Origin of the sequence: Tumidithrix elongata BACA0141 (assembly GCF_036349135.1) — a bacterium.
GTDB lineage: Bacteria > Cyanobacteriota > Cyanobacteriia > Pseudanabaenales > Pseudanabaenaceae > Tumidithrix > Tumidithrix elongata.
The window spans coordinates 1-21,569 of the sequence record NZ_JAZBJZ010000092.1 but is presented as its reverse complement, the minus strand read 5'-3'; the positions used below and the strand labels follow the sequence as shown (position 1 = coordinate 21,569).

Sequence of the window (21,569 nt, the reverse complement as noted above, 5' to 3'; positions counted from 1 at the left end):
AGGGAACGGGAACTTCTTCTCCTCGTAAACCCTCATTATTGTTATTGACAGGATATCTGTCATTTGCGTTTGTCAAATAGGGAACGGGAACTTCTTCTCCTCGTAAACCCTCATTATTGTTATTGACAGGATATCTGTCATTTGCGTTTGTCAAATAGGGAACGGGAACTTCATCCTGCAAAGTCGAACTATCTTCGTCTCCTTCGTCAACATTTTCGTTTAGATTGTTAGAAGCGATGTTATCCAATGTAACTTTCTCTTGTTCGATCGCATTTGCAGGGGCAGTAGAAACTGAGCTAGAGGAAACTGAAGACTCTGAACTCACAGAATTTTGATCTTCGGTCAAATTTTTGTTTTTGGATTCGACATTCTTTATCTCAGTGATAATAGCTTTGAGCAAACTCAAAAGGCTATCTTTTTTGACTTTATCGTTCTTGGTCTTAATTGGGTGCTTACTCAACCATGACATTACCAATGGTTTAAGCTGCATCATGATGCTGTATTGCTGATTTGCATTGTCGCTCATCTCATATTTTTTCAGCAATGCGCGAATTTTGTTAAAAGTGCTCTCTTTACCAAAAAATTTGGCAACCTTGGCTGACTTTGATCTCTTCCCACCGAGATCTGTCGATGAAAAGTCCATTACACGTTGAATGGAAATAGAATTAGAAAGAGGCTTCATTTGTAACTCTTCCTCCTCTTCTGGAGCCTCCTCCCGTTGGATGGAATTAGAGAGAGGTTTCATTTGTAATGTTTCGTCTTCCTCCTCTGGTGCTTCCTCACGTTGAATGGATTCAAGAGGTTTGGTCTGGACTTGTTCTTCGTCCTCGCGCTGAACGTTTTCAGGAGTGTTAATGGTTTGCACGACTTGCGATGCCACTTGGTCGGCTTCTTGCTCGTATTTGTCACCCACAGCCCCGATCGCTAACTTAGCCTGAACCTGTTTTGCCTGATAAGCAGCTCTGATGCCCTCCCACTTTCTTGCCATGATATCTACCTGTGGGCGTGGCTGAAAGGAAATATTTTCTAAGCGATGACCCAACTCTGCCGTTTGCTCTTCTGCCTGAGGTTGGGCTTGCGACTCTTGTGGTGGGGCAAAGGGTCGCATCTGTAGGGTGTTAACCGTGAAGGACGGCTGGCTTTCTCGATCTTGGCGAGCCTGTTTCTTGGCAGATGTACGATATCGTCCCACGGGTTTTATCTCCAAAACTACACGATAAAGCTAAGCAATGGTAATCAAAAATCTCTAACCTACTTTACATTTTAAGGCTAGCAAACTTTTTTGAGCAAACCTTTTTCGTGAAAGTTCATGGGGCTTGCTCCGCAATCGCAGGGCAAGTCAAACCAACTAAATTCGCTCGATCGGGGCGAGTTTGGGGTCGAGAATCTTTTTGCCTTGGCCGGGAAAAGCCACAGCCAAAAACATCTTGTTGCCTTCGCCCAGTAGGTTTGTGACCTTGCCATCGCCAAATTTGTCATGCCGCACCCGATCGCCAACTTGCCAATTCACCACAACCTGCGATCGCGTCACGCGCTTAAAGGAAGTCTTGAGTGAAGTATCGCCTCAAACATCTCAATCCTCATTCTTTCGGTGAGATGCTAGAAGTTAACGATCGAGTCAATTCTTCATTTTCAATGCATTCTCGTTCTTTTCTTTCTCCTCCTTTAGATATTCATCTTGTTCCTTTGACTCTATACTTTCTTTCTCGAGAAGTGGTACTAATTTTTTGCGATGACCTTCACCTATGACGAACAGTCTATATTCATTTTTGCTCGCCTCAATCATTGTGTCATACATCGATTTATCTCTTAAATAGTCATCCTCTTTCGCTCTTTTGCCAATTGTAACTTTTGCTTCTTTCTTTGTATTTAGTTTCTTTTTCCACTGATAGCGTTTCCACCATGTATCCAGTCCTGTCTTTTCTTGTGCTTTCTCTTCAAACAATTTGGTTAGTTCGTCGAGATGAGGTGCAATCTTAAGTTTGCTCAGATTTGGGAGTCTATCTTTTTCTCGCTTCTCTAATATTTCAATTGAAGTAAGTAACTTATCATTGTAATCTTTTGAGAACTTCTTTAGACTAGTCTCTGTACTTGAAAGGCAGTACTTTAAGGCATAGAGAAGATATGGAACTAGTCGAGTTACTAGCTGCCCTTCACGCAAATAGTTTTCTGGCTTGATGTGATATCCCTTTAATATGAGATCGTCTGTACTTTCTTTGTGTTTTTCCTGAGCCTTTACAATCTCTAAGATGTCCGCAAGTCCTCGTGCATAACGCGCGTAAGCATTCTCTGCAGCGTAATTTGTATTGCCTTCTTTGTCGCCGATCCCGCGTTTGAATAGAATCTCTTCCTTGGAATCCTTCTCCAGTTCATTTTTGTTATTCGATTCGTCGTGTTCGACTATCCCTTCATACCGAAATTTTTTGATGTTTGTGCTCTTAATGATATTGGGACCCTCCGTATTACTGTGATCCTCTCCCATTACCAGCATTTTCTCAGGTAGGCGAATCCATGTTTTACCGCCAAGCAGACCAATCCCTTCAACACTCTTTGGATTTTGCGCATAAGTTTGAAATTCATCTCGATCCTTAAACCGACGCACAACTTCATCGTTGCAAAGAGTATTTTCCTTTTCATGTTCTGAGTTCTCGAGTTCCTCATAATTGACACCAATGAATACCTTGCGCTGTATCGAGGTAACTGTTTGAGCTTTTGCAATAGCCACTTGATCTTGCTGTACAGACTTTGGTGACTGATGCGATCTCTGCTGCACCACATGGGTTAACTCATGAGCAATCAACTCTTGTCCATTTCGACTATTTGGATCGTAGGCTCCCTGTCGAAAGAATACATCTCGCCCCGTCGTAAATGCTTTCGCTTGGATGGATTGATTTAATTGGTCAGATTGCGAATCTGTATGTACCTTTACGCTACTAAAATCTGCTCCCATCGCCTGACCCATCTTTGCTTGCAGCTTGGGATCTAAAGGCTGACCGCTACTCTTTGCCTGCTGAATCGAGCCTTCTAATTCCTCAGAGGCATCCCCACCATCAACTGCCTCCCGCCGTTGAAGCATTGGTTTCATTTGCAATTCTTCGTCCTCCTCCTCTGGCGCTTCCTCTCGTTGGATGGAATTAGAGAGAGGTTTCATTTGTAATGTTTCGTCTTCCTCCTCTGGTGCTTCCTCACGTTGAATGGATTCAAGAGGTTTGGTCTGGACTTGTTCTTCGTCCTCGCGCTGAACGTTTTCAGGAGTGTTAATGGTTTGCACGACTTGCGATGCCACTTGGTCGGCTTCTTGCTCGTATTTGTCACCCACAGCCCCGATCGCTAACTTAGCCTGAACCTGTTTTGCCTGATAAGCAGCTCTGATGCCCTCCCACTTTCTTGCCATGATATCTACCTGTGGGCGTGGCTGAAAGGAAATATTTTCTAAGCGATGACCCAACTCTGCCGTTCGATCTTCTGACGGAGGTTGGACTTGCGACTCTTGTGGTGGGGCAAAGGGTCGCATCTGTAAGGTGTTATTCGTGAAGGACGGCTGGCTTTCTCGATCTTGGCGAGCCTGTTTTTTAGCAGATATACGATATCGTCTCACAAGCTAGACCTCCAAAACTACATAGCAATGGCAAGCAAAGGGAGATGAAATCGCCTACCTACTATGTACTCTAACACTAGCTGTTTTATTTAATCAAGCCGATTTTATAAACTATATATTTGATTTGACGTTCAATTTCACCTCAATCCAACCATTCTAAATTCGCTCGATCGGGGCGAGTTTGGGGTCGAGAATCTTTTTGCCTTGACCAGGAAAAGCTACAGCTAAGAACATCTTGCTGCCTTCTCCCAATAGGTTTGTGACTTTTCCATCGCCAAATTTGTCATGACGCACCCGATCGCCGACTTTCCAATTCACCACAACCTGCGATCGCGTCACGGGTGTAAAGGAAGCCTTGGGAGTCGTTGCAATCTTTTCAGTGCGTTTGTAGGTGGGAAGTCTGTCGCTGCCTTTTCCTTTAAGCAGATCCTTGGGAATCTCAGAGAGGAATTGAGAAGGAACGGCGGATTCGCGGTTGCCATAGAGACGACGCGCATGGGCGTGACAGAGATAGAGTTGCTCTTGGGCGCGGGTAATACCGACATACATGAGGCGGCGTTCTTCTTCGAGAGCCATGGGGTCGTTGAGCGAACGGAAGCTAGGGAAGAGCCCCTGCTCTAAGCCGACTAAGAACACGATGGGGAATTCCAATCCCTTGGCTCCATGGAGGGTCATGAGCGTAACTTTATGCTCTTCTTCCGAAGATTCATCCAAGCTAGAGGACAGTGCCGCACTGGCTAAGAAGCCTTCGAGAGAAGCATCTTCATTCTCTTCGGCAAATTGGAGCGCGGCGTTATAGAGTTCCTTTAAGTTACTGAGGCGATCGCTGGCTTCATCCGTGCCTTGTTCCTGCAATTCGGCAATATAGCCCGACTCTGTCATGATGCCTTCGATAATTTCGGCGGAGGTTTTGACTGGAATCAGCGATCGCCATTTTTGGATTAGCTCGGCAAAGGCTAACACACCCTTAGACGACCTCCCCGCCAAGGTCTTAGCCGTAGTCTCATCGCTGAGAATCTCCCAAACAGGAACGGATAGGGCTTGAGCCGCTTCGCTGAGGCGATCGAGGGTGGTCGCGCCAATACCCCGTCGAGGTACGTTAATAATCCGCATGAGGCTGACATTATCGGCAGGATTTGCCAAGAGGCGCAGATAGGCAAGTAAGTCTTTAATCTCTTTGCGATCGTAGAACCGCTGACCGCCCACGACTTTATGGGGAATGCTCAAACGCACCAGCACATCCTCAAAGACACGCGATTGGGCATTGGTGCGATAGAGAATGGCAAAATGTCCCCAGTGGCAGTCTGGAACTTGACTTTGCACGGTGCGAATCTGGTCGATCACATATTGGGCTTCTTCGATTTCATCCTCGGCGCGAAAGAGCTTGATCAGGTCGCCATCGGCGCGGGTAGCACGCAAAACTTTATCAATGCGTTGGCTGTTGTTCTCAATTAGTTGGTTGGCTGCGGTGAGAATATTGGCTACGGAGCGATAGTTTTCCTCTAGCTTGATCATGGTTCCCGTGCGATCGTCGGGCAAGCGATCGCCAAAGGCTTGCTGAAATTCCATTAGGATCGTGAAATCGGCAGCGCGAAAACTGTAAATCGATTGATCGGCATCGCCCACGACAAATACCGAGCGCTTATCCCATTTTGATGGCAGATTATTCGTTGTCAGCAAGCGAATTAGATCGTACTGGGTGCGATTCGTATCTTGGTATTCATCCACAAGAATATGCTTGAAGCGATCGTGCCAATAGTTCAGAACTTCGGCATTTTGCTCGAACAATCGCACGGGAATGAAGAGCAAATCGTCAAAATCGAGAGCATTGTTTGCCGCTAACCGATCTTGATAAACTTCGTATACGCGCGCGATCGTGCGCCCTCGCAGTGTCGGTTCGTTAATTTCCAATTGCTGCGGCGACCAGCCTTTGTTTTTGGCATTACCGATCGCATACCTTAGCGATCGCGGTTCGTATTTCTTTTCATCGAGATTGAGTTGTTTGGTGGCAATCTCTTTAACCAAAGCCTGCGTATCAGAATCGTCATAGATGGAGAAGTTCTTTTGCCACTTCCGTCCTTTATGATCGACATACTTATCAATCTCTAAACGGAGAATGCGGCAGCACATGCTATGGAAGGTTCCCACCCACAAACCATCGATCGCATAGCTATTGATATATTTTTTGCGAACTTTAGACTTGAGTTTGCGTTGCTGCAATTCTGAGAGTTCGGATAGAGGGTGACCAAATTCAGGAATAGCCAGTTCCTGTACTAGTAATGCTTCCACCCGTTCGTTCATTTCTTTGGCAGCTTTATTCGTGAAGGTAACAGCCAGGATTTGTTCGGGGGCAACTTGGTGGTTCAAAAGTAAGTTGGCAATGCGATAGGTGAGGGTGCGAGTTTTTCCAGAACCTGCACCTGCGACCACGAGTAGGGGACCTTCGGTGTGACTTGCCGCCTTTTGTTGAAATGAATTGAGATGTTTGAGAAAGTTGGTCATGACGCGTTGCTTGCTTTCAATATTTGTATCCTTACAGGGCGATCGCCCTGCCTATCTTTGCCTTGGTTAACCAAACTGTAAAGCTTGCCCTCTAACTTCTGTGTTTACCTTACCATTAGCAAACACCACCTGACCGTTCACCAAGGTTGTCACCGCCCAGCCCGTTAGGTTCCAGCCTTCAAAGGAACTCCAACCGCATTTGGTCAACAGTTCCTCGCGCAGCACAGGTCTATAGGTTTTGAGGTCAACCAGTACCAAGTCAGCATCCCAACCCTCACGAATTTCGCCTTTATGGGGAATTTTGTAAGCTTTGGCAACATTACCACTCATCCAACGGCTCACCTGCGCTACGGTGCAGCGTCCTTTCATCGCTTCTGTCAGCATCAGGGGCATGGAGGTTTCGACCCCCGGCATTCCTGATGGCACTGTCGCAGGCTCTAAAAACACTGTCCCCTCAGAGGATTTTTCAGATGAGGCAGTAAGATCCCGATCGCTTGCCTGTCCTTTTTCGGCTAGGGTATGGGGCGCGTGATCCGTCGCGATAAAGTCAATCACGCCATCTAATAGGGCTTGCCACAGGATTTCTTGATCGCGGGGCGATCGCAAGGGTGGATTCATTTGGGCGAAGGAACCTATTTTTTCATAGGCACTGATATTCAGCAATAAATGCTGCGGTGTCACCTCGGCGGTCACCCATGCAGGCTTATCTTGGCGTAAAAACTCCGCTTCTTCACCTGTGGACATATGCAGGATGTGCAAACGCCGCTGATATTTTTTAGAAAGCTTTACAGCTAACTGCGTTGCATTGAGCGCAGCTTGATTGTCTTGAATTATCGAGTGCAGTGCTGGATCTTTGCTGCCTGCAAATTCTTGGCGGCGTTGGGCAATACGGGCTTGGTCTTCGGCATGAACGGCGATCAGGCGCGAACCATTCGCAAAGATTTTCTCTAAAAGTTCCTCTTGGTCGATCAGCAGATCGCCATGCATGGAGCCCATAAAGATTTTGATGCCGCAGGTGGGGTGTGCCTCTAGCAACTCCGTCAAATTATTCGCGGTTGCCCCAATAAAGAAACCATAGTTGACCACGCATTTTTGCGCGGCGCGATCGAGCTTGTCATTCAAAGCGGCTTGGCTAATCGTCAAGGGGCGGGTATTGGGCATTTCTAAAAAACTGGTCACGCCGCCTTTAGCACAGGCACAACTGGCAGTAAACAGGTCTTCTTTATGCTCTAATCCCGGCTCGCGGAAATGTACTTGGGGATCGATCGCCCCCGGCAACAGCGTCAAGCCCTCGCCTTCGATGACGGTTTCAGCCCGATCGCGGGGGATTTGGGCGGCGATCGCGGCAATTTTGCCATGCTCGACCAGCAGATCGCCCAGAAAAAATTCACCATTCGGTAGGAGGATTTGGCTTTGACGGATTAGTACGCTCAAGGGTAAAGATGATGTGTAAAGGTCAGATACAGATCAAATTATAGAACTATCGCCGTTAAAACCAGCCGTTAAAACCAGTTACCGATCATGGTGAACGAAGACCAGAAGTAGGGATGTTTCAAATCCACACCATTGGCACTATCTAAGAATGGAATCGCAGGGAATCCCTTAATTCCGATAATCTTACCCTTCTCAATTTTGATCTCACCCCGCAAGAGTTGAAGCTGTGCCTGTTGCAAGGCGATCGCTTTACTGGGAGCTTGGCGAAGTTGGCTGTAAAAGCTAATCATTAAGGGAGCCGTACCCGCATCGCTCACCGACCAAAGCGAAGCCACGACGGTTTCTGCGCCAGCACTGACAGCTACCCCTGCCAGTCCTAGATTTTCTCCCACGGCAGTTTCGCAAGCACTCAGGGTAAGAATATTCATAGAGAGTTGCAGGCTTGCCAAACGGTTGATCGTGAGGCGATCGTTCCAAAATTGCACGAATGATTCATTTGGTGATTGACCGACAAACTTGGCATGGGTGGCGAGATGGACGATTCCATATTTTTTGTCACTAACTTGAGACTGCAAGTTATCAATCGTGAACCCACTGTTGAGGAAAGAAGAACCCGATAAAACCTGCGCCGCGATCGCTTCGACCTCGATTTTGGTTGCAGGTAAGGGTTGCCAGCCCTGTACGGATTCCGACAAGCCCATGGCTAAGACTTGAAGGTTGCGACTGCGATCGCTCCGTTGCAGATCGGCGAGTTGCGGTGTAGGAACAGAAGCGATCGCGTATTTTTCGATCAGAAACTGTTTGCCATCATGTAGTGCGGCAGGAGGAATAATCCGCAGGTTTCCATTCATCACAAACACGAGGGTTTTGATGTGAGCCTTTTCGAGTTCTGGTTCCATCGGGCGCACGATCCAATCGTATAACTGCTGTGCCTGCGGTAAAAAGTCATAGGAACTGGCATCGCGAAGATTGCTGCGAAATTCTTGAATTACCGCATCCATTTCTGCCGTAGTAGCACGATTCACCACTTGACGAGAAGGCTGGGTAGAAGACTGTTTGGTTTTATCGCTTTTCTCTTCATCGCTTTTCTGTAACGAACTCATGGATGAACTAATGTATGAGCTAAAGGAGGAACTGATGGGCGCGGAACTACCCGAAGGTGGCACGAAGATCAGGTCTAGCCCATCTTTAGAAGTGGTCGCATAGATCAAAGCTGTCGGGCTGCCCGTAAGCTGAGAAATTTTCTGAAGCTGAGATCCATAACAATCGGTCGAGTCAGGTTGCCGCGATCGCAAGCGCTTTTGTAGATAAGCTTCGAGTTCGGCAATGTGAGCTTTGTCGAGGGCGCTACAGGCAGCGGGTATTTGGTTTTGCAATAGGTACTGCCGAGCTAACAGAATATAAAGCCGCGAGATTCTTCCTCGAATTTCGGCGAGATCGGGGGATAGATCGACTTTGGTTTCCGAGCCACCCGAACGACTCAGCCCATCAATCAAATTGAGGATAAAGAGGGGATCGATGCCCCTTGGGGATGATGGCTGCGTATGGGGCTGAGTTTCGGGATAATTCATCCCTGGCGTTCTAGAGTTCTGCGATCGCGCTGGATTCGCAAAGCTTAACCCAAGTATAAATACGCTCAAGAGAATCGTTGGTATTTTAAAAAAAGAAGTAATCATAGGTTTGTAAGGGCGAATTAAATACCAGCTTACATGTAGATGATTTTTGAGCTTCTTTATCTATACGAGGTCGGGTAAGACAGCGATATTTTTGCAGCCCAGAAATCAGGATAAGCTAAAGTTTATTGACGCAATGCAGCCAGAAAAGTTCGGATTTGCGATCGGTTTCAAAGCCAATACGTCTGCTCAGCCAGCGTTAGGACTTTAATTAAGGCTCAAGGTTGTGTCCTGTCCTAAGTGTAATCTCACAAAAGTCTTCACAAAATTTTTAGGCGATCGCGGCAGACTGAACCAATGTTTTGCTGTAAAATTCAATTATACGCGGGTGTAGTTTAGTGGCAAAACGAAAGCTTCCCAAGCTTTAGTTGAGGGTTCGATTCCCTCCACCCGCTTTCTAAGAGCTTTTACCTAACCTGCTTAATTTCTCACTTACAACAGACTGTGTAACTTGAGAAGCTTTTAACTAAAGAAACCTTCACCCATCGAGAATCTCATCCTAGATACAAAGTTAATGTGAGAAACTATTCTTTCTCGACAGTTTCTAAGCTACCATCGAAACCAGTTCCAACACCATGATGACACCCTGTTTTACTCAATTGATCGGGGAAATCAGTTTGATCAATTCTTTGTGATTTTTTGACTATTGTTCTAATATTTGCTCATGCTTTGACTGACCGATTCAACATCAGGTTTTTGAATGTCAACTAACTCTATTCGCAACCGCTTACCCAAAATTGCCGCTGCGCGATCCATTGTTTTAAGAGTGACAGATGTATTTTCAGGATCGAGAAGCCTGTCAAGTGAAGTTCTACTCGTACTCATTGCAACTGCCATTTGGGATTTACTCAAGCCCTTCTTTTTCATCTCTAAGAGAACCTGCCATGCAAGAACTCGCTTGAGAGCCACAGCATTAACTTCAGCTAAGACCCCATCTTCCTCTAGCAAATCATCAAAATAAGAACCAATATTGGGATTATTCGTCGTAGGTACTCGTTTTTCATTCATACGCCCCTATTGTACCTTTTTTGGTACAAAATGCAACTTTTCCGCGATCGCCAATTGTGAAAGAGGATACGAATAATTCAATCAACATGATTTTGAGTTTGTGTTTAAGGACTTTTGGACAAAAAAATACCCTCTTCGACTGGGATTGGGTATGGTATTCACTATTCTTGGAGTCACCACAGAAAACGGGAATTAGTTTTCGCCAAAAAACTCAAACGGTTTCCGATTAAAGAGTTTAGACTTCTCACGGTTTGCCTCCATTGCTAAATCCTGTGCTGACCCCTCGCTACCTATTTGAAAACATTCTTACCATAGACCCCGAACTGGAGCTTGTTCGTTGACAACTTCTGGCGTAGGAGTTGTCGAGTTTATAGGGGTTGTAGAGGTTGTAAAAGTTGTAGAGTTCATAGGAGTTGGTGTAGGAGTTGTGTCTACAAACGCAACCGTTTTGGGTTGAGAAACATCCATTGCTCCCACAATTGGAATCATTGAAGGGCAGCCTTCCGTCTTATACCAAACATGCTTGCCCGAGCCTAAACCTTCGCTTTCGGGGTTGTCAAATCTTCTACAGTTTCTTAGGGTTTCATGAATTGCAAAAGCATCCATATCAAGTAAACCGGGGCTTATCTCATTAATATAGCGATTATGATAGATGCCCTGAACGATATTACGATTGTAGAGATAAGTCGAAGAACTTACCTTCAGATCGTATTTTTCAATCATCCAAGTAGGAACATAGTAATTGTGAGATTCTCCACTCACATTTTTGAAGGTAACAATATTCCCAGAAATATTTTCAACTACCTGAGGAGTAGCGCTGTCTATATAGTCTCTGCATTGGCTGACATGACTGATGTTGCTGAAGCGATCGAAAGCAAGTTAGAACAAGTTTTTGCATAGCCTTAAATCCCTAAAATATGGTTCAATCAGATGGGTTTCTCCTCGCACCCTTTCACAATGACAGAACCATGGTTGATTTGATGTGCAAGTTGATTAACTAGCATACAAAACAACTTATATATCTTCCTAGAGAAAGATGTTTCAAGGCTTCATGAGTGCGATCGCTGAAGCTATAAAACCACATGCCCTTGAATATATGTAGAGATTAGATTAGTCTGGAGTAAATAAAACTGCCAGTCGATCTCCTATGTCTGAACAGAAAACATACTTGGAACTATCCGAAGGCGATAGTGGTTCTCATAAGTTTTATGAAGTAATTGTTAATGGTGTCGAGGTATCGATTCGCTATGGTCGTATAGGCGATCGCGGACAAACCAAAGTCTCTACTTTTGCCACACCTGAAAAAGCTCTCGCCGAAGCCACCAAAAAACTAAACGAAAAGAAGCGTAAGGGCTATGAGCCTGCCGTCATGGGTGAACGGCAGAAACGCGCAGTCACTCGACGTCAAATTACCAGCAGCAAATCGACTGCAAAACAATCTCCTGTGCTATGGAAGTTTGCTACTGGGGCATCTGCCTTTGGTGTATTTGCCGATGAAATAGGCTGCTGGGTAGGGAATCAAGATGGGCGGATCTATACCCTCACCCACGAGGGGCAGGTGACAAATCAGTTCAAACTTCCTGATGGTGTGAAATGTATCGTCAGCGATCGCGATTGGCTGTATGCAGGCTGTGATGATGGCAAGGTCTACGATCTAGGTGGAAAAGTCCCTCGCGTTGCCTATGAGATTGCCCGAGATGTCGATATTTTTTGGCTCGATATCAGCGACGGTATTTTAGGTGTCTCCGATCGAGATGGTGGCATTACCACAATCAATCATGAAGATGAGTCAAAATGGTCGAAACGTAGTACTGGAAGTGCTGGCTGGATGGTACGTTGCGACGAGATTGGTATCTATCACGGACATACGGATGGTGTGACCATGTATGACTGGGAAGATGGACAGACAATCTGGAACCAGCCAACGAATGGAGCAGTTCTATTTGGCTGGCAAGAGGAGTCCATGCTCTATGTCGGAACTTCCAACCATCAAGTCCAAAGTTTTACCAAAAAAGGTGAAGTCAGTACGGTTTATCGATGCGATGCTGCCATTTATTCCTGTGCCGCTGCAGGGGATGGTGAATATGTATTTGCTGGCGACAACTATTCTTCTATTTATTGTTTTAATCGCGGTGGCGATCGCCTCTGGAAATTGGGAACGGGTTGTGGCTCTGCTTATTCGATGCAGTTCTTTAATGGACGACTGTATATTGTCACAACGGATGGTTCTTTTGCTTGCATTGATGCAAGTGAAACTGCTATTCAAGCAGCTCAAGCTGGAACTTACGCCCAAGCGGTCAATATCAAAGCGCCAAACCTGAATGATGTTTTACCTTCTACAACGTTAGAAACCACTTCGGATAGCAGTCGAGGCGTTTTGCTAGAATGTTTCCAAGAAGGAAGTAACTTGAGAATGCGTGTAATTTCTGAAGGTTATAACCAGAACTGGAAAGTGCAATTCCCTAAAGACATTCGCGAGGCGGGCGTTCGTTATCTAGTTGACGAAATTCGCGAATCCGCAAGTGGTGGCTTTTACCGTGCCTTAGGTGATATCAAAAAGCTGGTTTAACTGCATATCGCTATCCTTGATTTGTATTCAAATAACGTGAATTCGGGTTAAGGACTAACGATTTAAGACAGTTATTCTGTAAATCAAGTAAAATGACTAGTGGGTAAGTTTCGTATTCAGCTTGCATCAAAAACCTTTGCTAACTCAGTCAAATTTCCAATCCGAAAAGATCCTATTCGATCGCGCTACTTCCAATTCCGATGCAATTCCGATGGTGTTTGCATTCCCAAACACCTATACCGTGGGAATCACCAGCCTAGGCTATCAAGTGGTTTGGGCAAACTTGGCAACGCGACCTGAAGTTGAAGTTAGTCGCTGGTTTACAGATACCCACGAACCGCTACCCAGAGCGCCCGAACTTCTAGGCTTTTCATTCTCATGGGAATTGGACTATGTGAATATTCTCAATGCCCTCACGAGTTTGGGGATTCCGATTAATGCCAGCGATCGCACAGCGGAACATCCTTTAGTATTTGGAGGTGGCCCTGTACTGACAGCCAATCCCGAACCCTTTGCCGATTGGTTTGATTTTGTCCTATTGGGCGATGGCGAAGAATTACTGGGCAAGATGTTGACTGCCTATCAAACCGTCAGAAAAGCGAATCGTCAAGAGCAACTTCTCTACTTGGCTCAGGTGGCGGGTATTTATGTTCCTCGTTTTTATCAAGTCACCTATCAAGCAAGTGACGGTGCGATCGCAGCGATTCAACCGATCGATTCGCAGGTTCCAGCCACGGTTGAAAAGCAAACCTATCGAGGGAATACGCTCTCTAGTTCCACGGTTGTAACGGATAAAGCCGCATGGGAAAGTATCTATATGGTAGAAGTGGTGCGAAGCTGTCCCGAAATGTGTCGCTTTTGCCTTGCCAGTTATCTTACCCTGCCATTTAGAACGCCCAGTGCTACGGATAGTCTTATTCCTGCGATCGAACGGGGACTCAAAGTCACCAATCGACTGGGCTTGCTAGGAGCTTCGATTACCCAACATCCAGAATTTGATATCCTATTGGATTTCATCGCTCGACCTCAGTATGACTCAGTACGCTTAAGTTTGGCTTCCGTACGAACGAATACGCTCTCGCTGAAGTTAGCGCAGACCTTGACCAGCCGAGATAGCCGTTCCGTGACGATCGCAGTGGAGAGTGGTTCGGAACGACTGCGCCAAATTATCAACAAGAAACTGCATAACGATGAAATTTACGAAGCAGCGGCGAATGCTCAAGCAGGTGGCTTAAGTGCTCTCAAACTCTACGGTATGGTGGGCGTGCCCGAGGAATGCGATCGCGACATCGAGCAGACGATTGAAATGTTAAAGGCTCTCAAAAAGCTCACACCCAAACTTAGAATTTCCTTTGGCTGTAGTACTTTTGTTCCTAAAGCGCACACACCTTGGCAGTGGATGCCCGTTAGCACCAGTGCTGACAAGAAATTGAAATACCTGCAAAAACAGTTAGCACCTAAGGGGATCGAATTTCGACCAGAGGGCTATAAAGATTCGGTGATTCAAGCCTTAATTTCTAGAGGCGATCGAAGGCTACAATTGGTGTTGCGGCTTGCCTATGCCTATAGTGCTGGTGAAGTTCCCAGTGATGGTATGTACAAACGCGCCTTTAAGGAATTACGAGGCCAACTTCCATCGCTTGATTGGTATGTGCATCAAACTTGGGAAAGCGATCGCATTTTACCTTGGCAACATCTTCAGGGTGCTTTGCCTGTGAGCACTTTGTTAAAGCATCTGGCTTCCTCCCTTGAGGTCAAATCTGAAAGCGGCTTCGATTTAAACTGATTATGCTAGGGGAGCTAAGCTCCATGAGATTTTTAAAAAGCCATATCACAGTTTCCCCTAAATGGTATTACCTTGATTTTAAAATTTATATATAGCCATCCTATTTGATACATGAGAGATGTCTTTTTCTGCGTAGACCTGTAGGGGCAATTCATGAATTGCCCCTACGCATAACTCGTTTAGGATTGCTATAGCAATCCTAAATCGTTGCACATTATTGAAATATACAAATCAACTAGGAATGCTATAGCCTTAGCATTTTTTTTAATTGTTAAGTTTAATTTGTCCAATACAACTTACTTACTTTGTCAAAACTAGAATGACTCTATTTACTTGAGGTATTGATGGACGATGCGAAAGCTAATTCGAGGTTTACGAGACTTTAAGGATAATCATTTTCCTTCTCATTTAGAGTTATTTCAGTTATTGGGGATGGGGCAAAAGCCCAGGGTTTTATTTATTACCTGTTCGGATTCGCGGATCGATCCCAACCTGTTGACTCAAGCAGAAGTTGGGGAGTTGTTTATTATGCGTAATGCGGGCAATATTATTCCACCATACGGAACCCTAAGTGGTGAAGGCGCTACGATTGAGTATGCAATTCAGTCCCTTGAGATTGAGCAAATCATTGTTTGCGGACATACGCACTGTGGTGCGATGAATGGGCTATTAAAACTCGAACATCTACGCGAAGAAATGCCAATTGTCTACGAATGGCTAAAAATAGCAGAAGGAACGCGCCGCTTAGTAAAAGAGAATTATACCAATTTTACAGACAAAGAGCTACTCGAAATTACCAGTGCTGAAAATGTATTGACACAAATCGACAACCTAAAGACCTATCCAATCGTGCGATCGCGTCTTTTTCAAGGCAGACTAAACATTTATGGCTGGGTCTACAATCTGGAAACGGGCGAAGTGCTTGCCTATGATTCTGTCAGTCATTCCTATGTTCCACCGCAACATCAGGTATTAGACGATCTACCCGAACCATCTTTTGAAACGGATTTACTGGGAGCTTAGAAAAATTATAGATATCGTAGTTTTCAAGAAAACACGGACGGGATTTACAGGAAATGGAAGTAATGGAATCCCCATTTCTATAAACCTTCCCCAGATCTTATCATATCCATATAATTATGAAAACCGCAATATGGGAAAGTAGGAATCTTCTCTCAATAACAAGCCTTATTGCGAATTCTGTCAACTATGGAATATCTTTCTCAACTGCTCATTCTCAACTGTGGGACTCTATGGATAATATTTTTGAGGTTATATAGGGCTGAGCTACTTAAAAGCCTTGATTTTAGGGGTTTTTGCCCCGAACTTATGTTAACTTGCATGGTATGGAGTTTATCTAATACCTCCGATAAATCCCATAAAAGAAAGATAAGATTAGGGGTGGCTCGAAAAAGAGTTCTCTCAGTTGAATAGAAGTTGCTATAATAGAAGAATAGCTGTAACTCTTAAATGAAGAGCTAAGCTCAATAGGGATAGTCTTTTGAAATTTACTCTGAGATAGCCTTGAGAGATTAATATGGTAGCCACTTCTACAAACCCAATTGCTACGACCTCAATCAGTGCTTACGGAAAAGCAAGATCCACAGTTAAAGGAACTCCGCTAAGTGCCGAAGAACTTCGCAAAATTCATGCCTATTGGCAAGCTTCCTGTTATCTAGCTGTAGGGATGATTTATCTGCGTGATAACCCTCTGCTAAGCGATCCCCTAACAGAAGAGCATGTGAAGAAACGTTTGTTAGGACACTGGGGATCAAGTCCAGGACAGGCATTTATTTGGGTTCATCTCAATCGTGCCATCAAAAAACACGATCTAGATATGATCTACCTGTCAGGGCCTGGGCACGGCGCACCTGGGGTGCTTGCCCCTATTTATCTAGAAGGAACCTATTCAGAAGTCTATCCTGATAAGAGTGAAGACGCCGAGGGTATGCTGAAATTCTTTAAGCAATTCTCATTTCCCGGCGGTATTGGTAGTCACTGTACCCCTGAAACCCCTGGTTCGGTGCATGAGGGTGGAGAACTCGGTTATAGCCTTTCCCATGGCTTTGGCACGGTTTTTGATAACCCCGATTTAATTAGTGCTGTGGTGGTGGGTGATGGCGAAGCAGAAACAGGTCCCCTCGCGACAGCATGGCATTCCAACAAGTTTTTGAACCCAATTCGAGATGGTGCTGTATTACCCATCTTGCATTTGAATGGTTACAAGATTAACAACCCTACCATTCTCTCTCGTATTAGTCATGCGGATTTAGAGCACCTATTTGTCGGCTATGGCTATCAACCTTACTTTGTGGAAGGTTCCGATCCCGAGAGTATGCACCAAGCGATGGCAGCTACCCTCGATCGCTGCGTTGCCGACATCAAGAAAATCCGAGAAGATGCCCGTATCTCGGGAGAAGCGAAACTACCCCGCTATCCCATGATCGTGTTGCGTACCCCTAAGGGTTGGACTGGCCCCGAGTCAGTTGATGGACATAAGGTTGAAGGCTTTTGGCGATCGCACCAAGTACCCCTGTCAGGAATCCACAACAATCCCCAGCATTTACAAATGCTGGAACAATGGCTGCGCAGCTATAAACCTGAAACTGCCTTTGATGCTACGGGTAAGCTCGTACCAGAACTGAGAGAACTTGCCCCCAAAGGCGATCGGCGCATGAGTGCCAATCCTAAAGCCAATGGGGGGCTACTGCGAAAAGATCTGCGGATGCCAGACTTCCGTCAGTATGGTGTCGATATTTCTAAACCCGCTCAAATTGAAGTGGAGAATACAAAACCCTTAGGTGTATTCTTACGGGATGTCATGCAGTTGAACATGACAAATTTTCGGGTGTTTGGCCCCGATGAAAATACCTCGAACAAGCTCAATGCCATCTATGAAGTTAGCAAGAAGTTTTGGATTGCCGACTACTTGTCCGAAGATGCCGATGGCGGTGAATTGTCTCCCAATGGTCGCGTCCTAGAAATGTTGAGCGAGCATACGATCGAAGGTTGGCTGGAAGGATATTTGCTCACGGGACGCCATGGTTTCTTTTCCACCTATGAATCCTTTGTGCATGTGATTGATTCCATGTTTAACCAACATGCGAAGTGGCTAGAAATCTGCAATCACATTCCTTGGCGTGCCGATATTGCCTCGCTGAACTGGTTAATTACCTCCACCGTATGGCGACAAGATCATAATGGGTTTACTCACCAAGATCCGGGCTTTTTAGATCTTGCCCTCAACAAAAGTCCAGATGTGGTTCGTATCTACTTACCGCCTGATGTTAATTCCCTGCTATCTGTGGCTGACCACTGCCTAAAGAGCAAAAACTACATCAATATTATCGTGGCGGATAAGCAACTGCACTTGCAGTTCCTGAGCATGGAAGCAGCGGTCGAACATTGCACCAAAGGCATTGGCATTTGGGATTGGGCAAGCAACGATCAAGGTGTGGAGCCTGATGTAGTTCTAGCCACCGCAGGCGACATTCCAACCCTAGAGGCTTTAGCCGCTAATGCGATGCTGAGAGAGGAGTTTCCCGATCTCAAGATTCGGTTTATCAATGTGGTGGATTTATTTAAACTGCAACCCGATACTGAACATCCCCATGGTCTAAGCGATCGCGACTTTGACTCTTTATTCACGCTGGACAAGCCAATTATTTTCAACTTCCATGCCTATCCTTGGTTGATCCACCGCCTTACCTACCGTCGCACCAATCACGACAATATGCACGTACGTGGCTATAAGGAAAAAGGCAGCATCAATACCCCCTTGGAGTTGGCAATCAACAATCAAATCGATCGCTTTAGCATTGCCATGGATGTGATCGATCGCGTTCCTAAACTTAAAGTGGCTGGGGCTCATGCCAAAGAGAAGTTTAAGAATGCCCAGATTCAATGTCGTAACTACGCCTATGAATATGGCGAAGATCGACCCGACACCACAAACTTTAAGTGGCCTTACTAGCCTGAATTCAGGCTAAGAAGATCTGAGGACATGTTAGATCTCCTCAGCCCCCTTTTTAAGGGGGATAAATTTGGAAGGCTCCCTTTTCTATATGCGTGCAGAGATCTCTGCCGAGAAGGGAGTCCTAAATGGAGAACTAAGTACCGAAATGCGAGTTTAAGGACTCGCTCATGACTTGGTTCTCCATTAAGTACGATCGCTAGAACTTTAAGTGTGTAGACATGTCCGTGAAATTCCTCAATGCTCATAGCAGCAGGCATAGGCTTGACTTATGTGTTAAGTAAGCTTTGATATAATTCAGGTAAAGCATCTTGAAAAAATCCCATGATTGCAGTCACTCAACCAAAATTAGAATCGGAACTGGAGCAAGAGCTAAATTTTGAGCAATTTCTGGAGCAATGCCCTGAAGATGGTCGCTATGAACTTGTGGAAGGCAAGATGGTCAAGATTTTAGCAACAAGAAAGCATTATGATGTCGCATGGCAAATCTTAAAAAGCTTCGATCGAGAAATTGACCGCTTGGGGTTAAACTATGTCGTTAATGATGTTGCTGCAGTTTTAACCACGAATAAAGCGGGCAAAGAACAAGGAAGGCATCCTGACGTGAGTGTTATCGATCGCGATGTGTGGCGAAGCGATCGCCTCGACCATAGAGGATTGCGAGAACCAATTCAGCTTGCAGTGGAGGTAGTGTCAACAAATTGGGAAGATGACTATATTGATAAGCTCGACGAATACGAACGATTGGGTATTCCTGAATATTGGATTGTCGATTATTTAGCGGTGGGAAGTAGAACCTATTTAGGAGATCCCAAGCAGCCTTCGGTGTTTATATTTACATTAGATGCTGAAGCCAAATATCAATTCACGCGATTCCAAAATAGCGATCGCATTGTTTCTCAGACCTTTCCAGAATTAAATCTAACGGTTGACCAAATTATCTCCGCTTAAAGATTTCGATCTTCCTGTAGTTCAGCCAAATTGTAAACTGCCTAGCATCCAACTGTTAAGGAAGATTCCTAAATACTCAAACTTTCTATAAACCATGAAAATACTGGTAATGAATGCTGGCTCTAGCAGTCAAAAGAGCTGCCTCTATGAAGTAGTGGACGATCGCATTTCCGAGCCGTTATGGGAAGCCTCGATCGACTGGACGCGCCGTCAGGGCTTTGCTGAGTTTGAAGTCAAAACGGCTACTGGGGCAGTTTTGGAAGAAGAAATTCCCATGCAGTCCCGTACTCAAGCGATCGCGCATCTCTTAGAAACCCTCTGGCAAGGAAAAACCAAAGTTATCGATCTGCCTGCGGAAGTTGCTGTGGTGGGGCATCGCGTCGTGCATGGGGGGCAAGATTATCGCGAGAGCGTTCGCGTTACTGCCGAGGTAAAAGCTGCGATCGCAGACCTATTCGTGTTAGCGCCTGTGCATAATCCTGCGAACTTAGAGGGTATTGAAGCGATTGAAAGCATCTTTGGGAAGGACATCCCGCAAATTGCTGTATTTGACACCGCTTTCCACAGTCATATTCCCGATGCAGCGGCGATCTATCCAGGTCTCTATGCCTGGGTAGAGAAGGGAATTCGTCGCTATGGATTTCATGGGATCAGCCACCAATATTGCGCCCAGAGAGCTGCCCAAATCTTAGATCGCGATCTTAAAGACCTGCGGTTGATTACCTGTCATTTAGGCAATGGTTGTTCTCTTGCTGCGATTCGCAACGGTCAAAGTATTGATACGACGATGGGATTCACGCCTTTAGAAGGCTTGATGATGGGTTCTCGCTCTGGTTCTATCGATCCCAGCATTTTAATTCACTTGATGCGACAGGAGGGCTACACCGCCGATCGCTTAGACAAAGAGTTGAATAAAGAATCTGGTTTGCTAGGAATCTCTGGGGTGTCAGCCGATCTGCGATCGGTTTTAGCCGCGATGGATACGGGCAATCCTAGAGCAAAACTTGCCCTAGATATCTACATCCATCGGCTGCGATCGTGCCTTGGTTCCATGCTCGTGAGTTTGGGTGGATTGGATGCTTTGGTATTTACAGCGGGCGTGGGTGAAAACTCGGCGATCGTGCGCGAACTTGCCTGTCAATCTCTGGAATTTTTGGGATTAAAACTCGATCTTGAGAAGAACAAAAATCGTCCTGTAAATCTAGATATTGCCACCCCTGACTCAACCATCAGAATCCTAGTAATTCACACCCAAGAAGATTTAGCGATCGCACAAGAATGCTGGCATCATTGCAGTTCCAAAGCCGATTAATTCCTGCTGGCTATGAAAGCGATCGCTCTTTTCATCAAACCAAATCGCAGTACCTTATCCCAACCAGTGAGCCAAATTGTCTTGCAGCGAGGGTATGGCATTGTCGGGGATATTCATGCTCAGGTTGGAAGTCCTCGGCAGATCTTGATAGCCAGCCAACCTGTGTTAGAGCAATACGGTTTGCAACCAGGGAACCTGCATGAAAATATTTTGGTCGATGGCGCGATCGAATCGCTTAACTCTGGGCAGGTCTTGCAAATAGCCGATTCTCAAGGTGGAGATGCATCCTGCAATGCCCTTATTCGCCTTACGTTTCGCTGTGAGCCTTGCTTTAATCTAGATCGTATTCGCCCCAATTTAGCCAAGCAACTCAAGGGAAAACGAGGATTTTTGGGAATTGTTATTCAAGATGGAATCGTTAGTAAGGGCGATCGGATTTCAATTACTCCCACTGCTTTCCCGCCACTTTCTGACATTCCCAAAGAGCGATTTACGGAATTTGTTGCGAGAATTCCGAGGGGAAAAGTCGTGAGAACCCGTGAAATTATTCAAGCAATTGGTGTAACCCGCGCTCATTATCGGATTCTGCCAACATGGATAAGGCAGTTTTCGGATTTTCTCCCAACCCATCGCATCATTTCTACTGAGGGTTTGCTCATGACTCAACTGAATCGGGAACAAGCCCAAAGATTGCGGGATGAGGGTATTAAATTTGGTAATTGCTCAACTTAGAGGAAATAATGCTTCGAGGGGGTTCAAAGCC

14 protein-coding genes, 1 tRNA gene and 1 pseudogene are annotated in these 21,569 nt (G+C 45.5%); 8 read left to right on the top strand and 8 right to left on the bottom strand.

What is annotated here, in order from left to right; all coding sequences use genetic code 11:
- The 6 genes and pseudogenes from V2H45_RS18755 to V2H45_RS18730 all read right to left on the bottom strand — a co-directional run.
- Positions 1–1,192, bottom strand: a pseudogene (locus V2H45_RS18755) (hypothetical protein); the annotation flags it as partial.
- 156 nt (positions 1,193–1,348) lie between these two features.
- Complete coding sequence (locus V2H45_RS18750) at positions 1,349–1,531, bottom strand: hypothetical protein (protein ID WP_330485201.1); 183 nt, start codon at positions 1,529–1,531, stop codon at positions 1,349–1,351.
- A gap of 87 nt (positions 1,532–1,618) precedes the next feature.
- The gene (locus V2H45_RS18745; RefSeq protein ID WP_330485200.1) at positions 1,619–3,598 is read right to left on the bottom strand and encodes an eCIS core domain-containing protein; all 1,980 of its coding nucleotides are present in this window, start codon (positions 3,596–3,598) and stop codon (positions 1,619–1,621) included.
- 156 nt (positions 3,599–3,754) lie between these two features.
- A complete protein-coding gene (gene pcrA, locus V2H45_RS18740) occupies positions 3,755–6,100 on the bottom strand; it encodes a DNA helicase PcrA (RefSeq protein ID WP_330485199.1) in 2,346 nt (781 codons plus the stop codon).
- Positions 6,101–6,166: 66 nt separating this feature from the next.
- Positions 6,167–7,534 (bottom strand): dihydroorotase, encoded by a 1,368-nt coding sequence (locus V2H45_RS18735; RefSeq protein ID WP_330485198.1) that lies wholly within the window; start codon positions 7,532–7,534, stop codon positions 6,167–6,169.
- A 68-nt stretch (positions 7,535–7,602) separates the two neighbouring features.
- Positions 7,603–9,210: a CHAT domain-containing protein gene (locus tag V2H45_RS18730; RefSeq protein ID WP_330485197.1), complete on the bottom strand. Its 1,608-nt coding sequence runs from the start codon at positions 9,208–9,210 to the stop codon at positions 7,603–7,605.
- A gap of 321 nt (positions 9,211–9,531) precedes the next feature.
- On the opposite strand from V2H45_RS18730, the gene V2H45_RS18725 reads away from it, so the two are divergent.
- Positions 9,532–9,602: transfer RNA gene (locus V2H45_RS18725), tRNA-Gly, on the top strand.
- Positions 9,603–9,858: 256 nt separating this feature from the next.
- On the opposite strand, the gene V2H45_RS18720 is transcribed toward V2H45_RS18725, so the two are convergent.
- Both V2H45_RS18720 and V2H45_RS18715 read right to left on the bottom strand, forming a co-directional pair.
- On the bottom strand, positions 9,859–10,215 hold the full coding sequence (locus tag V2H45_RS18720; RefSeq protein ID WP_330485196.1) for a Fis family transcriptional regulator: 357 nt from the start codon (positions 10,213–10,215) through the stop codon (positions 9,859–9,861).
- 306 nt (positions 10,216–10,521) lie between these two features.
- Positions 10,522–10,977 carry a hypothetical protein gene (locus V2H45_RS18715; RefSeq protein ID WP_330485195.1) on the bottom strand — a complete coding sequence of 152 codons (456 nt, stop codon included), beginning with the start codon at positions 10,975–10,977 and terminating at the stop codon, positions 10,522–10,524.
- A 385-nt stretch (positions 10,978–11,362) separates the two neighbouring features.
- On the opposite strand from V2H45_RS18715, the gene V2H45_RS18710 reads away from it, so the two are divergent.
- The 7 genes from V2H45_RS18710 (at position 11,363) to V2H45_RS18680 (ending at position 21,538) form a co-directional block, all read left to right on the top strand.
- Positions 11,363–12,784 (top strand): WGR domain-containing protein, encoded by a 1,422-nt coding sequence (locus tag V2H45_RS18710; protein ID WP_330485194.1) that lies wholly within the window; start codon positions 11,363–11,365, stop codon positions 12,782–12,784.
- Positions 12,785–12,995: 211 nt separating this feature from the next.
- The gene (locus V2H45_RS18705) at positions 12,996–14,570 is read left to right on the top strand and encodes a B12-binding domain-containing radical SAM protein (protein ID WP_408648830.1); all 1,575 of its coding nucleotides are present in this window, start codon (positions 12,996–12,998) and stop codon (positions 14,568–14,570) included.
- Between the two features lie 351 nt (positions 14,571–14,921).
- A complete protein-coding gene (locus V2H45_RS18700) occupies positions 14,922–15,593 on the top strand; it encodes a carbonic anhydrase (protein WP_330485192.1) in 672 nt (223 codons plus the stop codon).
- A gap of 514 nt (positions 15,594–16,107) precedes the next feature.
- Entirely contained in the window at positions 16,108–18,543 is a 2,436-nt protein-coding gene (locus V2H45_RS18695; protein ID WP_330485191.1) for a phosphoketolase family protein, read from the top strand.
- Positions 18,544–18,867: 324 nt separating this feature from the next.
- A complete protein-coding gene (locus V2H45_RS18690) occupies positions 18,868–19,494 on the top strand; it encodes a Uma2 family endonuclease (protein ID WP_330485190.1) in 627 nt (208 codons plus the stop codon).
- A 94-nt stretch (positions 19,495–19,588) separates the two neighbouring features.
- The gene (locus tag V2H45_RS18685) at positions 19,589–20,806 is read left to right on the top strand and encodes an acetate kinase (protein ID WP_330485189.1); all 1,218 of its coding nucleotides are present in this window, start codon (positions 19,589–19,591) and stop codon (positions 20,804–20,806) included.
- A 12-nt stretch (positions 20,807–20,818) separates the two neighbouring features.
- Positions 20,819–21,538 carry an MOSC domain-containing protein gene (locus tag V2H45_RS18680; protein ID WP_330485188.1) on the top strand — a complete coding sequence of 240 codons (720 nt, stop codon included), beginning with the start codon at positions 20,819–20,821 and terminating at the stop codon, positions 21,536–21,538.
- Positions 21,539–21,569 lie beyond the last annotated feature (31 nt).

Excerpts from the sequence above, each read along its gene's own strand:
- V2H45_RS18695 (WP_330485191.1), top strand. The coding sequence starts at position 16,108 with ATGGTAGCCACTTCTACAAACCCAATTGCTACGACCTCAATCAGTGCT.
- V2H45_RS18685 (WP_330485189.1), top strand. The coding sequence starts at position 19,589 with ATGAAAATACTGGTAATGAATGCTGGCTCTAGCAGTCAAAAGAGCTGC.
- pcrA (WP_330485199.1), bottom strand. The coding sequence starts at position 6,100 with ATGACCAACTTTCTCAAACATCTCAATTCATTTCAACAAAAGGCGGCA.
- V2H45_RS18690 (WP_330485190.1), top strand. The coding sequence starts at position 18,868 with ATGATTGCAGTCACTCAACCAAAATTAGAATCGGAACTGGAGCAAGAG.
- V2H45_RS18680 (WP_330485188.1), top strand. The coding sequence starts at position 20,819 with ATGAAAGCGATCGCTCTTTTCATCAAACCAAATCGCAGTACCTTATCC.
- V2H45_RS18700 (WP_330485192.1), top strand. The coding sequence starts at position 14,922 with ATGCGAAAGCTAATTCGAGGTTTACGAGACTTTAAGGATAATCATTTT.
- V2H45_RS18730 (WP_330485197.1), bottom strand. The coding sequence starts at position 9,210 with ATGATTACTTCTTTTTTTAAAATACCAACGATTCTCTTGAGCGTATTT.
- V2H45_RS18720 (WP_330485196.1), bottom strand. The coding sequence starts at position 10,215 with ATGAATGAAAAACGAGTACCTACGACGAATAATCCCAATATTGGTTCT.
- V2H45_RS18710 (WP_330485194.1), top strand. The coding sequence starts at position 11,363 with ATGTCTGAACAGAAAACATACTTGGAACTATCCGAAGGCGATAGTGGT.
- V2H45_RS18705 (WP_408648830.1), top strand. The coding sequence starts at position 12,996 with ATGGTGTTTGCATTCCCAAACACCTATACCGTGGGAATCACCAGCCTA.